The 13,735-nt window shown below is 47.7% G+C and carries 13 protein-coding genes; 4 read left to right on the top strand and 9 right to left on the bottom strand.

The window, feature by feature from the left end:
- Positions 1-34: 34 nt before the first annotated feature.
- Together M1E03_RS17085 and M1E03_RS17090 are read right to left on the bottom strand one after the other, a co-directional pair.
- The gene (locus M1E03_RS17085) at positions 35-895 is read right to left on the bottom strand and encodes a VOC family protein (protein ID WP_020450607.1); all 861 of its coding nucleotides are present in this window, start codon (positions 893-895) and stop codon (positions 35-37) included.
- On the bottom strand, positions 867-1,325 hold the full coding sequence (locus M1E03_RS17090) for a DoxX family protein (protein WP_020450606.1): 459 nt from the start codon (positions 1,323-1,325) through the stop codon (positions 867-869). The genes M1E03_RS17085 and M1E03_RS17090 overlap by 29 nt, the downstream gene beginning before the upstream one ends.
- A 230-nt stretch (positions 1,326-1,555) precedes the next feature.
- Here M1E03_RS17090 and M1E03_RS17095 point away from each other — a divergent pair, with 230 nt between their 5' ends.
- The 3 genes from M1E03_RS17095 (at position 1,556) to M1E03_RS17105 (ending at position 3,710) form a co-directional block, all read left to right on the top strand.
- On the top strand, positions 1,556-1,894 hold the full coding sequence (locus tag M1E03_RS17095) for a winged helix-turn-helix transcriptional regulator (protein ID WP_020450605.1): 339 nt from the start codon (positions 1,556-1,558) through the stop codon (positions 1,892-1,894).
- A gap of 153 nt (positions 1,895-2,047) precedes the next feature.
- Positions 2,048-3,025 carry a glycosyltransferase family protein gene (locus M1E03_RS17100; protein ID WP_023855896.1) on the top strand — a complete coding sequence of 326 codons (978 nt, stop codon included), beginning with the start codon at positions 2,048-2,050 and terminating at the stop codon, positions 3,023-3,025.
- 106 nt (positions 3,026-3,131) lie between these two features.
- Positions 3,132-3,710: a class I SAM-dependent methyltransferase gene (locus M1E03_RS17105; RefSeq protein ID WP_020450603.1), complete on the top strand. Its 579-nt coding sequence runs from the start codon at positions 3,132-3,134 to the stop codon at positions 3,708-3,710.
- A 149-nt stretch (positions 3,711-3,859) separates the two neighbouring features.
- Here M1E03_RS17105 and M1E03_RS17110 read toward each other — a convergent pair whose 3' ends face one another.
- The 3 genes from M1E03_RS17110 to glvA all read right to left on the bottom strand — a co-directional run bounded on the left by M1E03_RS17110 (position 3,860) and on the right by glvA (position 7,695).
- Positions 3,860-5,452, bottom strand: a complete 1,593-nt coding sequence (locus tag M1E03_RS17110; RefSeq protein ID WP_025810194.1) for an alpha-glucoside-specific PTS transporter subunit IIBC — start codon at positions 5,450-5,452, stop codon at positions 3,860-3,862.
- 15 nt (positions 5,453-5,467) lie between these two features.
- Positions 5,468-6,238: a MurR/RpiR family transcriptional regulator gene (locus M1E03_RS17115; RefSeq protein WP_020450601.1), complete on the bottom strand. Its 771-nt coding sequence runs from the start codon at positions 6,236-6,238 to the stop codon at positions 5,468-5,470.
- Between the two features lie 107 nt (positions 6,239-6,345).
- Complete coding sequence (gene glvA, locus M1E03_RS17120) at positions 6,346-7,695, bottom strand: maltose-6'-phosphate glucosidase (protein WP_020450600.1); 1,350 nt, start codon at positions 7,693-7,695, stop codon at positions 6,346-6,348.
- Between the two features lie 182 nt (positions 7,696-7,877).
- Here glvA and M1E03_RS17125 point away from each other — a divergent pair, with 182 nt between their 5' ends.
- Complete coding sequence (locus tag M1E03_RS17125) at positions 7,878-8,207, top strand: YnfA family protein (protein WP_161513128.1); 330 nt, start codon at positions 7,878-7,880, stop codon at positions 8,205-8,207.
- Here M1E03_RS17125 and M1E03_RS17130 read toward each other — a convergent pair.
- The 4 genes from M1E03_RS17130 to M1E03_RS17145 all read right to left on the bottom strand — a co-directional run bounded on the left by M1E03_RS17130 (position 8,204) and on the right by M1E03_RS17145 (position 13,721).
- The gene (locus tag M1E03_RS17130) at positions 8,204-10,039 is read right to left on the bottom strand and encodes a sigma-54-dependent Fis family transcriptional regulator (RefSeq protein WP_020450598.1); all 1,836 of its coding nucleotides are present in this window, start codon (positions 10,037-10,039) and stop codon (positions 8,204-8,206) included. The two genes, M1E03_RS17125 and M1E03_RS17130, sit on opposite strands and share 4 nt — an antisense overlap.
- 102 nt (positions 10,040-10,141) lie before the next feature.
- A complete protein-coding gene (gene lpdA / locus M1E03_RS17135; protein WP_026580636.1) occupies positions 10,142-11,518 on the bottom strand; it encodes a dihydrolipoyl dehydrogenase in 1,377 nt (458 codons plus the stop codon).
- 18 nt (positions 11,519-11,536) lie between these two features.
- Positions 11,537-12,664 (bottom strand): dihydrolipoamide acetyltransferase family protein, encoded by a 1,128-nt coding sequence (locus M1E03_RS17140; RefSeq protein ID WP_059231984.1) that lies wholly within the window; start codon positions 12,662-12,664, stop codon positions 11,537-11,539.
- A gap of 22 nt (positions 12,665-12,686) precedes the next feature.
- Positions 12,687-13,721: an alpha-ketoacid dehydrogenase subunit beta gene (locus M1E03_RS17145; RefSeq protein WP_023855891.1), complete on the bottom strand. Its 1,035-nt coding sequence runs from the start codon at positions 13,719-13,721 to the stop codon at positions 12,687-12,689.
- Positions 13,722-13,735 lie beyond the last annotated feature (14 nt).

Here is a 13,735-nt window from a genome sequence, read left to right on the forward strand (position 1 = left end):
CATAAAAAAAAGGCGAAACTAAAGTTTCGCCTTTTCAAGCAGTCAACCTGATATCAATGCCTGAAGCCGGGTCTTTAACAAACCATGCGTTTTCTTGATGCTCAACGGCATAACCTGAGCTTTTCAGTTTTTTCACGATGCAGTCCAATTCCGCCTGACTCGGGAGAAGAACCGTGTAATATGCCATGCCTGCCGCATTAAGTGGAGCAAATGGCGCATGTTGTCCGGCCCAGATGTTTAAGCCGATATGGTGATGGTAGCCTCCGGCAGAGACGAAAAGCGCTGACATGTGTTGATAATCTCCTGTAATATCAAATCCCAGCACAGAGTGGTAAAATTCTTTCGCCAGCTTTAAATCCTTGACATGAAAATGGACGTGTCCGATTTTTGTTTCAGGGGGAAGACCTTTCCATTCGTGACCATCGGCTTCTTCAAGAAGACCTTGGACATCAACCGGCTCCGTACCCATCACGTAGTTCCCCTGTTCATCACGCTTCCAGCCCTCGCACGGGCGGTCCCGGTAGATTTCAATTCCGTTTTGATCAGGATCTGACAAGTAAAGCGCCTCGCTGACAAGGTGATCTCCCTGGCCGAGTTCAATGCCGGAGCGGAGCAAATGCTTCACAGCCATGCCGAGCTGCTTGCGATTTGGAAGCAAAATGGCAAAATGATAAAGGCCTGCTGCCGATCTTTCAGGCAGCACAACAGCATTTGGAATTTCCTCAATAATCAGAAGCGGATTTTTCCCGTCAACTGTGAACTCCGCCGTTTTTCCGTCACGTTTTAATACTTGAAAACCGATCACATCCCTGTAAAAAGAAACCGATCTTTCAAGACGGCTCACCTTCAGCTTCACATATCCGAGCTCAGTGCCCGGGTGGATTTGCTGCGTCATCTGTTTTTCCTTCTTTCCTTGGTTTCTCCTGCCCTTTGGAACGGAATAAACCATCAAGAGACAGCATGCGGCTTCCGCTCAAGCCCAAGTATACAGACATTGCAAGAAGCGCTACATCAAATTCATAGCCTGCGCCTCCATCCGTTCCCATGAATCCGGCGGATAGCTTAACAGTGAAAATGGCCCCCAGCATGACAATCGCAAATAAAAGGCCAATCACACGCGTACCGAGCCCGAGAATCATTAAAGCCCCTCCGGCCAATTCGATAATCGCTACGATATAGGCGAGAAAGCCCGGAATTCCGACACTGCTGAAAAATCCTACAGTATTTTCAATCCCGCCTTGAAATTTTGAAAGACCGTGAAGCAAAAATGTAAGACCGGTAACCAAACGTAAAATAAATGCACCTAATTCGTATTTGTTGTTCATTATTTTCTCCTCTAGTTTATTTTTTATTTAAAAGACCAATGACGTACACCAACTTTATCCATCTATCAACATATCATCCGCGTAAGAAGTCTGCAGTGTCCTCCTTTTTTCGTTCGTTACTTACTTTGTGTAAGTTAGTATATATAAATAAGAAACTTACGTCAAGACATTTTATGAGCTTTGCTCATTCATTGATATACCGTTATAATAGACCTAGAGAGGTGAGAAATATGAGCCTATCATCTTTATGTCCGAAATTCGAAAAAGGAATGAAAATGATAAGTCAGCGCTGGAATGGATTCATCATTCACCAGCTTCTTAACGGCCCGCAGCGGTTTTGCCATATAGAATCTTCCCTTCCCATCAGCGGAAGGCTGTTATCCGAAAGATTAAAAGAACTCGAACACGAAGGCATCATCCACCGGCACGTGTATCCAGAAACTCCGGTGCGGATCGAATACTCCCTGACTGAAAAAGGACAGGCGCTCGAATCGGTCCTTAAAGGAATGGAAAAATGGTCGCAGGAATGGATCGATCCGGACGGCGCCAATGAACGGGAAAATCATTAAAAAAGGCGTGCATCTCAGGTGCATCGCCTTTTTGTTTTGCCGTTTTATTCCGCATATTTTTCAGATCCCCGCCTTTTTCATGCTTGCCTGAACATCAATTTTTAATCCTCATATATTAAATAGGGAAAGATTACTTCCTGAGAGGAGAAAGAAATGCGGAGATGCTTGAAAATATTAGTTCTGATTAAAACGTTTTGGAAGACCATGCCCAAACATGAAGTAAAGTATAAAATGATGAAATCTCTGGAGGAGTTTGCCGAAGTCATGTACTGGCATACAGACGGCTATCTTCCGGATATTTTGGACAAAATCCAATTTCGCCCTGATTTCATTTTCCACTACGACATTGCCTACGGCTTCTCATTATCCCCAAACATAAGGGGGCTCAAGGATACAAACATCCCCACCGGCGCGTTTGTGATCGATTCTCATTTTAATCAACAGATCAGAAGCAGCTATTTCGAAGAAAACCAAATTGATTTAATTTTTTCAGTGACAAAAGAGCATTTTTTAAATGAATATCCCCAGTATGAAGAAAAATTCAGATGGGTTCCATGGGCAGTTGATCCAGAAATATTCAAGGACTGGAAGTTGAAAAAAACGATAGACTATTTGCTCATGGGACTCGTGCATGAAGGAAACAAAAGATACCCCCCAAAAGGAAAATACCTTTTTAGGGAAGCTGTACTGCAGACCATGAAGCATGAAGAAGGGTTTGTTCACCACCCCCATCCCGGCAATGTCATAACTGATGAAGAAGAAATCAAGCAGGCTTTTTTGAATGAAAAGTATGCCCAGGAACTGAACAGGGCCAAGATATTTTTCACGTGCGGAAGCACCCTTCGCTACCCGTTGTTGAAATTTTTTGAAGCTCCTGCCTGCAGAACGTTGTTGCTGGCGGAACCAAATCAAGATATTTACGATCTTGGTTTTAAAGACGGCACCCATTTCATTGCTTGTGAAGTTGAAGACTTTTATGATAAAGCAAAATACTATCTTCAAAACGAAAAAGAAAGGCAGCGTATCACAGACAACGGCTACCGTCTCGTTCATTCGCGGCATACCTATCATGCGCGCGCACAAGAAATAGCAGACGCGATAATAGATTTTTTGGAGCAGCGGAAACGGTGATGAATGGATCCATTTTTCTTATCCGGCGGGATTGTTCCCGCACGCATTTTCTTTCCGGACATATATTTCTATTACTGATGATTTAAAAGATTTCGAGGTGAAAAACATGGGAACGGAAATGCCCGCTGAGTTTTATGATCAATTTATTGACCGACATCTGATTCCGCTTGAAAAAAGTCCTTGGAAAAAGGTGTATGAAGAAGCTGCACGTCTATTGCCGGAGTCCAAAGATGAAACGATTGTTGATATTGGCTGCGGCACAGGGAGATTCGCAAAGCTTTTATATGACAAAGGATACAGAAAATATTTAGGCATCGATTTTTCCAAAGGAATGCTTGAAGAAGCCAAAAGGTATAATCCCTCGTTTACTTTCATCGAAGGGAATGTATATGACGAGGCGATCGTCCGGATGCTGCAAAAATACAATGTTTTTATTTTGCTGGAAGTGTTAGAGCATATCGAGAAAGACAAGGCGTTTTTATCAAGTCTTCCTCAAGGGAGCGATATGGTGATTTCTGTGCCTAACTATGATTCTCGCGCCCATGTCCGCCACTTCAAACATATTGACGAAGTCATCGAAAGATACGACGGCATATTGGATTTTCAGGGCAGCGAAAAAGTCGTCATTAAAACATCTGAACAGCTGAAGAATGAAATTTACGTGCTGAACTGCAAAAAAAGATAATAAACGGGAATTGGCATGCAGCGAGCTAATGCGGATAACCTGTGAAGCGTTAGCTTGTCTCTGCATCAAAAGAGCATCCCCCAATCGTACATGCAAGTCTCCGCAACTTGCATTTGTCGTTTCAGGAGATGCTATTTTCCCCGGCACAATTATGATTGATCCAGCAGCTTCTCAACCCTTTCACGGACTTGCGGAACCGAAAGACCGATGATAATTTGCAAGGCTTTCCCGTTTCTGACGACACCGTGAACGCCAAAGGACTTAAACGTACTGTCCGGCTCCACTTTCGATTCATCATACACGCTGACTCTCAGTCTTGTCGCACAATTCGTCACTTCAGCTATGTTTTCTTTTCCGCCGAGCGCTTTGATGCAAAGAACCGCCTGATCGGTTTCATCCATTTCCTGCGCAGCAGAAACCTCTTTTTCGGACTCTTTTTTCGCCTTGTATTCTTTTTTCGAATAAAATTTGGTCTCCTGCTGCTGGTCTTTTTCACGCCCCGGTGTGGCGATATCCAATTTTACAATCAAGAACCTGAATACGAAGAAGTAAATGGCGGTGAAAGACAAGCCGATCAAAATTTGAAAAATATAAGTGCTGCCATGCTGATGAAACAGAGGGATCCAGTTGAGCGTTAAAATCTCGATTAAACCGCCGCCCATATTTCCGACAACCCCTGCAGCATACATCAAGGTTGCCATCGTCGCGGCCAAGAGACTGTGTACGAAAAACAGCAGCGGCGAAATGAACAAAAACGTAAATTCGATCGGCTCCGTGATCCCCGCAATCACCGCTGTCAGCGTGATCGGAATCAGCAGACCGGCAACGATTTTCTTCTTTTCTTTTTTGGCTGTTACATAGATCGCGAGCGCGATCCCCAGAATTCCGAAGATTTTAGAGTTTCCGTGGAGCGCGAATCCGCCTTGAGGAAAGAGCTCTTTCAACGGCTCAGAGCTTGCCGAGAACTCGCTGAGATGCTGCGCCCAATAGGTGACAATTCCGCCTTCAACTACGGCCGGGCCGAAAACAAATGGCGTGTAGATGAAGTGATGCAGGCCTGTAGGGATCAAAATTCTTTCCAAAAATGTGTAAACCCATACACCGAATGCTCCTGAGGCGACAAGGAAGCTTTGCAGCGACGCAATGCCGCCCTGCACCATCGGCCAAATCCACGCGGTCGCAAGCGCTACCGGAAGCATGATCGCAAATGAAATGATAACGACAAATGAAGAGCCTTGAAATATTCCTAAAAAATCGGGCAGCTTCTTATCAAAGTAGCGATTGTGGATATAAACGACAATCGATGAAATCAGAATCGCCCCGATAATGTTCGTATCAAGGGTTTTGATGCCGGCGATTTCCGCAAGTCCGCTTGTTCCTCCGGCTTCCTGTGTCATATCAACACCGAAAAAATCGCCCCATACTGTCAAAATGGCGCTGACAAAATAATTGAAGGTCAGATAGGTGGTAAGCGCTTCCAAACATGCCCTCGCCTGCGCTTTTTTCGCCAGTGCGATCGGAATTCCGACCGCAAACAGCAGCGGCATTTGCCTGAAGACAGTCCAGCCGCCTTCTTCAAGGATATACCAGAATTGATACCAAAAGGTGTCCTGACGGGCAAGCGCTCCCATCAGCTGCTCATTTTTAAATAATGTGCTGAGGCCCACGACGATCCCGGCAAAGGCAAATAGCAAAACCGGCACAAACATGGCGCTTCCGAATCGCTGTACTTTTTGCATCAATGCGAATCCCCCCTGTTATTCCTGATTTTTCTTTTCTTCAGCATAGTCGACATAGCTGCGAAACAGCGCTTCCCCAACGAGAAAAAAGGGCGCAAAAGCTGTCAGCTCCGTTTTTGGATAAACCGTCACCGTCTGGCTCGGCGCATAGAGATTGTAAGGCGTGAGCTGGGCGAGCAGATTATTTTTCAAATTAGTCAAAGAGATAAAAGGAATGCCTTTTGCCGACAGAGACTGTGCCTGCGGAATCAGCGACGGGGTTTCTCCTGACAGCGAAATGATGATGATCAGATCGGCCGGGCTAAAATCAGGAAACATGAGGTCGAAATCGATTTGATCTTTGATCACCGTCAAATAACGGTGCTGAGAAACAAACATTCGCTGCAGCTCATAAGCGCACGTGGTCTGAGCGGTACCTGAACCATAGACAAAAATGCGGTCTGCTTCGTCAATGAGCTGACACATCTTGCGCAAATCCGTATTTTTCAAATACTTCATGCTTGCTTCCATATCCCTCATGAGGCATTCAAAGGAACGGCAATCTTCCCGCTCTTCTTCCCGTTTCTCGGCCTCCCATTTCAGAAACACCCTGAACTCGCTGTACCCGCTGAAATCCAATTTTTGAGAAAGCCTTAAAATCGATGTGCGGGATACGTTGCATTTCTTTGCTAATTCGTTGATGCCCAGCTTGTAGCAAGTGTCTTGATGGTTCAAAATATATTTCAAAACATGAAAGTCGTTTTCGTTCAATTTTTTATAATGCTTGTTCATTAATTCTTCCAACTGCATCATTTTCACCCCATTTATTCTCTGTCTCTATTATATAAAATACGAGAATAAATGGGAGATATGCCTGGGCTGGCCGGTATGGCTCAGGAGCCCAGGCGCTTTTATCCTTAAAGCGACGGCTGAAGATGTTCCGCGGAGAGCTCCGGCCAATATGCTTTGTTCGCTTCAATCAGATCATCGAGAATCAGTTTGGCTGTTCTTGCATTCGGCACGGTGCGCGACAAAATTAGAGCCTGCCAAAGCTTTTGATACGATTTTTCAATCCAGGCTTCAACGACAAGCTTTTCAACAGACACCTGCTGTTCCATCAGCCCTTTTTGGAACTGCGGTATCTTGCCGATTGTGATCGGCTCCGGACCGTTTTTGCCGACAATGCAAGGCACCTCAACCATCGCCGATGAATCGAAGTTTTGGATCGCTCCGTTATTTTCAACAATTAACAGCATCCGTTCACCGGTATTAAAAGCAAGGGCGCGCGCAAGGTCGACAATATATGAAGCATGATCATCAATTTTGATTTTGCTGCCGGCGCTGGATTGGGCTTTTGCGATTTTTTCACACTCGCCGAAAATGAATTTTTCCCGCCCTTCCATTACTTCGTTCGCCCGCGTGAATTCAGGGTTTGATTTTTTCACCATGTCATCGGGATAAAAATAATATTGCAAATACGTATTTGGAAGCGTCTCAGGATCGAGTTCATATACTTCCCTCGCTTTTTTGAACGTGTCGTTCCAGCTGGCCTCAGCCTTTTCATGTTCGTGTTCAGGAATATAGCCGAACTTCCCGACGTGCTCCTTGATCGCCGGCATCAGATCATTGCCGTTTTTATCACAAATTGACGTCCACCAGCCAAAATGATTAAGACCGTAATAACGGACGACCATCTCTTTTCGTGATGACAGCCCGAGAATTTGAGCCATCCTGTCTTCGATACCGATCGGCATATCGCAAATGTTCAGCACTTTTGATGTCGGCCGCAGCCTTCTCGTCGCTTCGGCAACGATTGCAGCCGGGTTTGAATAGTTCAGCATCCACGCATCAGGTGAATAAGTTTCCATATAATCAATGAGCTCAAGGACGCCGCCAATCGACCTCATTCCGTACGCAATCCCTCCGGGTCCGCACGTCTCCTGGCCGACGACTCCGTATTTCAGAGGGATCTTTTCATCGAGCTCGCGCATCGCATATTTGCCCACTCTGATATGAGCCATGACAAAATCAACATCGGAAAACGCCTCTTCCGGATCGGTTGTCGCTAAAAATTGAATGTGCGGAGCCCTTTCTCGAACCAACACTTCACAGGCGCCGGCTATCTTGTCTTGCCGCTCCCCATCATTGTCATACAATTTCAGCTGTCGGATCGGGAAATCATCCAAATTGTCCAAGAGCATCAATACAATCCCCGGGGTAAATGTGCTTCCTCCGCCTGCAATGACAATCGAATACGTTTTATCCATTTTTAAAGCCCCCTTATAAGCGTTTACAATTTACTTATATCATGCTGAAGGAGCCGTTCCAACAGGTTCGGGAAAGACAGTTCCTATACTCGCGTTCTGTTTATTTTCCCGAAAAACGGGAACTTTCCCGGCCGTTTTATGTCGTGTAGAATAAAGGCAATTCACTGAATTGGAGTGTGTTGTTGATGCTGATCGCAATCGGTTTATTTTTGCTGGCGGGCTTGGCTGAAATCGGCGGGGGCTATCTCGTATGGCTGTGGCTGAGGGAAGCCAAACCGCTGTGGTACGGGGTAGCCGGAGGGCTGACTTTAATCATTTACGGCATAATCCCGGCTTTTCAGGCGTTTCCATCGTTCGGGCGCGTCTATGCCGCGTACGGGGGCGTATTTATTATTCTGGCTGTGCTTTGGGGTTGGCTGGTGGACAAAAAAACCCCCGACCTCTATGATTGGGCCGGGGCCGTGATCTGTTTAGCCGGTGTCAGCGTCATGCTTTGGGCGCCGAGAGGTTAAAGGTTATACTTTCGAAGCCGCTTGTAAAATGTGCTTCTTGGAATTCCGGCCTGCTTAGCCGCTTCGGACACATTTCCTTTCGTTTTTTGCAAAGCTTCCATCATCGTTTGTTTTTGAACACGTTCTCTGAATGTGAGCCGGTCTTCTTCAGAAGGTGCGCCGCTTTTCCAATGGAGTCCGTCCAGCACCGCGCTGTATTGGGACGGGGCGATCAGCCCGCCGTCCGGAAATAAAACCCTGAGCCTTTCAAACGTATTAAAGAGCTCACGGACGTTTCCCGGCCAGTGATATTCTTGAAGCCGATTGAAAAAAATCGGCGGAAAATCGGCCTTCCACCCGTGTTGCTGCTGATAGTGGCGGAACAAATCAGGTATGTCCTCTTTGCGCTCTCTGAGCGGCGGTACTTTTACCGGATAAACATGAAGGCGGTAATACAGATCTTCACGTATCTTTCCTTTTTGGAGAAGATCTTTCAGATCACGGTGTGTTGCTGTGATGATTCTGATGTCGAGGGGAACTTCACGGGTTCCGCCGATCGGGGTGACCTTCCGCTCTTCGATGATCCTTAAGAGCGCCACTTGCATCTGATAAGGGATCTCACCGATTTCATCGAGAAAAATCGTACCGCGGTGAGCCTGTTCAAACTTCCCTTTTGAACCGCGGCGCTTTGCTCCTGTAAATGCACCTTCGGCATAGCCGAACAATTCGCTCTCCATCAGGCTTTCAGGAATGGCGCCGCAGTTGACGGCGATAAAAGGCCCGTTTCTCCGGGCGCTTGCCTGATGAATGGCCCTTGCGGCAAGTTCCTTTCCGGAGCCTGTCTCCCCCCATATGTATACATTCGCATCCGTCTGAGCCGCAAGCCTCATGTCGTTAAGCGCCTGCTGAAACGCCCGGCTTGTTCCGGTTTCTCCTGGATAGATGAAACCGGATGCGAGTGATGGAGCTGTTTTTTTGCGGGAGACTTCAGCCAGTGCCATCGACTTTCCGAGGGGCCTCCCGTCTTTTGCGGAGAAAATCGTCTGCTTGTGCACGCCGGCAAACCCGCGCTCATACAGATCATTGACATCCATTCTCCTCCAGTCGGAAAAACGTTCCCGCACCGATCTGCTCGCAGCTACGATTTTGTCTTTTTCATTGCAGACGATAAACGGCTGATCCGAATCGATTTTTTCAAGACAATGGCTGATGAGCTCGGCTTCGTTTTTTTTCGTGTGTACGCTGACCTCGCGCTCGATGGCGTGTGCGGCAGTAGCAGCCATCCCAAGCATAAAGGGATGCCTTCTATCCGTGAGACAGGAAATATCAATCAAACCCATAACGGTGCCGTCTTCATCGCGAATCGGTGCAGCAGAACAGCTCCAATGATGGGATGCCACCGAAAAATGCTCGGTCCCGTGAATGGTGACAGCTTCGCCGATTTCAAGTGCGGTTCCGATGGCGTTCGTGCCGACTTCTGTTTCCGTCCAGCGCACACCCTCAACAAAATTGATTTTTTTCGCCTCTTCAAGCGTCCTCAGGCATCCGGCCAAACTCAATACGTACCCGTCGGCATCGATCAAGAGCGCCATCATTTCCGACTCTTTTAATTCACGGCTGATATTGTGTAAATAAGGCAGGGCGATATCGAGGAATAACGAATGTTTCTTTTTTTGAGCGTTGAATAAATCCTTTTTTAAAATTGACTGTCCTTTATCTAAATACGGATTTACATTTCGGCTTTTGCAGCGGTACCATGATTCCATGACTCTTTTGTTCAAGCGGGCCTGGTCAAGGAGCCCCTCCTGAACAAAACGTTTCCACGTATTTAAATAGCAGGGCGTCGGATTCATTCCATCCTCTCCTAATGCTTTTTCCTCATTATATTATAAAAGCGCTTTCAATATCGATAAAAAAAACTCCGCACTTACCTGCTGTGCGAAGTTTTCCATTATTCAGCAATGAACCGCCTGGCCTGCGACTTGCAGCAAAGCTTCGTGAATCGTTTCCGAAAGAGTCGGATGAGCCGCGATGAAGTGCTCCATTGCGTCTGCCGTCAGCTCAGCGTGCATCATCACGGCTGCCTGGCCGATCAGTTCGGTTGCTCCCGGACCCACGATCGAAACCCCGACAATTTCCTGATACTCCGGCTCTGTGATGATTTTGACCTTTCCGGCAGCCTCATTTAAAATAAGTGCTTTTCCGTTTGAAGAAAACGGAAACTCACCGATACGAACATCCCCGTAGCGCTCCCTCGCCTTTTTTTCATTTAAGCCGACGCTTGCGATCTCAGGCGAGGTATAGATGCAGCGCGGAATGATTTCACTGTTGACCTTCATGTCTTTGCCTGAGGCATGGGATGCGGCGACGATTCCTTCGTGAAAGGCGGCATGCGCCAGCTGAACTCCGCCTGTGATATCCCCGCACGCATAAATATGCGGAATGTTTGTCTGCATATGCTGGTTGACTTGAATCCCTTTCCTGTCATATCGCACTCCGATATGCTCAAGCTTCAAATCAGCAGTTCTCGGTTTTCGGCCGACGGCGACCAGACATCGATCCGCTTGAATATTAAAGCTGTCATCGCCATTTTTCAGAAAGACGCGCTGCCGGGCAGGATCAAGACGCTCCACTTGTACAGATGTGAAAACACGGACGCCGGATTCTTCGAGACTTGTGTGCAGAAAGGCGGCAATATCCGGATCTTCCTCAGGCAAAATCTGTTCCGCTTGCTCGGCTATCACTACGTTCGCTCCCAACCTGCTGTATATACTGGCAAATTCACAACCGATGATTCCTCCGCCGATAATAAAAATTGTTTCAGGAATGGACGGCAATGACATGGCATCTCCGCTGTCGATGATCCAGCTCCCGTCAAAAGACGCAAAAGGCAGTGCGGCAGGTTCCGCTCCTGCCGCTATAATCACATGCCCGGCATTGATGACCTCCTGTTTTCCGTCCTTTTCAACAATTATGTCGTGTTCCGACAAGAACGATGCTTTTCCTTGCAGCACCTTGATTTTGTTTTTATTCATCAAATATTTAATACCCCCGGCGAGCCGCTGAATAATCTCTCTCTTACGGCTCTGGACGGCCTCCCACTGAACCGTCGGGCTTTCGCCTGTCAGCCCGATGCCGAATGCACCGGCGGACTTTACTTTCTCGAACATATCGGCGCTCTCAAGAAGCGCTTTTGTCGGTATGCACCCTTCATTTAAACACGTCCCTCCGAGGGGGCCATCTTCAATCAGGATGACTTCTCTGCTATTCTTGGCGGCTGTTATTGCCGCTACGTAACCCGCAGGTCCCCCTCCTATAATCGCGAGTGTCACAGTCTATCCACCTTCTCTCTATAAAAGAATCGATGCAGGATCTTCCAAATATTTTTTTACATCTGAAAGGAATGCTGCAGCAGGCGCACCATCAAGCGCGCGGTGATCAAAAGTCAGACTGAGCGGCAGAATGGCGCCCTTTGTCAGTTCTCCGTCTTGATAGACGGGGGCCGAATACATTTGGCCGATTCCAAGTATCCCGGTTTCTGGCGGATTTAAGATCGGTGTAAAGTGCTCGACACCATATGCGCCGAGATTTGTAATCGTAAATGTCGATCCTTCTATTTCGTCGTGCAGAAGCCTACCTTCCCGCGCTTTTTTGGCATACCATTTGATTTTCTTGGCCAGTTCGATCAGCGGAAGCCGCTCGGCATGACGGATGACGGGAACGGCCAGGCCTTCGTCCAAAGCCGCCGCCACTCCTAAATGAACATGATCAAAGGTCGCAAGCCTTCCGTCTTGATAAACGCTGTTCATGGCCGAATGATCCAAAAGCGAAAAAACAGCTGCCCTGGCGGCAAAATCAGTGATCGTCAGCTTTGTATCATACCTGGATTGAGCTGTTTCATTAAGCTGTTTTTGCAGGGCTGTTAATTTCGTGATGTCCGCCTTCATCGTAATCGTCAGCTGGGCGCTGTTTTGCAGGCTTTCCGTCATTCTTGCGGCAATCGTTTTCCTCATCGGGCTTGCCGGCGGACGATCTTCAGCCTTATCCGCCTGCTTGTTCGGCCTGTCGGGAAGCGCCTGCAGCACATCCGCTTTCGTAATTCTCCCTCCGGGCCCCGTGCCTTTCAGCGTTTTGATGTCTATATTTGCGCTTTGCGCGATTTTGCGTGCAGCCGGAGAAATTTTAATCCGTTCTTTCGGGGAATCCGGCTGTTTTGTTTGACTTTCCGGCGTTTGTTCGTTTTCATTCCCGATCTGGCAGATGACCGTTCCCGGCGGCACTCCCTCTCCTTCGGACACTTTGATGTCCAACACGGTTCCGTTTGCCGGAGATTCGATTTCCATTTCGATTTTTTCGGAATTGATGCTGGCAATGCTTTCTCCTTTTTCAACGGCTTCACCGACTTTTTTATTCCAGACGGAAACCGTACCTTCTTTCATCGCCATTCCCAATTTCGGCATGACAACCTCGACAGCCATGTTCTCCTCTCCTTTCCAATCTTTATACCGTATGTGTTGAGATTTCTCCGAGCATCTCCAGCACGGTGTTCACCACTTTTTCCGGCGTCGGCAAATACAGGTCTTCAAGAGGCGGTGAAAATGGAACCGGCGTATGTGGAGCCGTTACCTTTTTAACCGGTGCATCAAGCGAATCAAATCCTTTATCTGCCGCCAAAGATGCGATATCCGCGGCGATGCTGCATCTCGGATTGGCTTCATCGACGATCACAAGTCTGTTTGTTTTTTCAACAGATGTAAGGACGGCCTCCTCATCAAGCGGTGAAAGACTCCTCGGATCAAGGACTTCGGCTTCGATTCCCCGCAGTGAGAGCTGTTCCGCCGCTTGAAGCGCCGTATGAACCTGTTTGCCGACTGCGACAATCGTTACATCAGCGCCTTCCCGCTTGATATCGGCTTTTCCGATCGGAAGCGTGTAATATTCTTCCGGCACATCGCCTGTCATGTTGTACAGCGTTTTGTCTTCAAAAAAGATAACCGGGTCCTGATCCTCAATCGCAGCGAGCAATAAGCCTTTCGCATCGTACGGGGTCGACGGCACAATCACTTTCAAGCCGGGAATGCTTGTAAATAGGGCATACAAGCTTTGCGAATGCTGGGCGGCTGCCCTAAAGCCGGCACCGTGGGTCGTCCGGATCGTAATCGGAACTTCCGCTTTTCCGCCAAACATGTAGCGGAACTTCGCTCCCTGGTTCAGCACCTGGTCCAGACACGTGCCGATAAAATCGTTAAACATCAATTCCGCGATCGGCCTTAAACCTGTTGAAGCCGCCGCCATGGCTGCGCCGATGTACCCCGCTTCACTAATCGGCGTATCAAGGACGCGCTCCCGTCCAAATTCCTGAACAATCCCTTTCGTGACGCCAAGCACACCGCCCCATGCTTCATCATCCTGCAGATGATCGACATTCGCTCCTCCTGCGACATCTTCCCCCATTAAAATGACGTGATCGTCCTTTCTCATCGCAAGTTTGATCGCTTCATTCAATGCGGCTGACATGCTGATTTCCCTCGTCATGTTTCCTTCCCCCT

This window comes from Bacillus sp. PK6-013 (genome assembly GCF_054161445.1).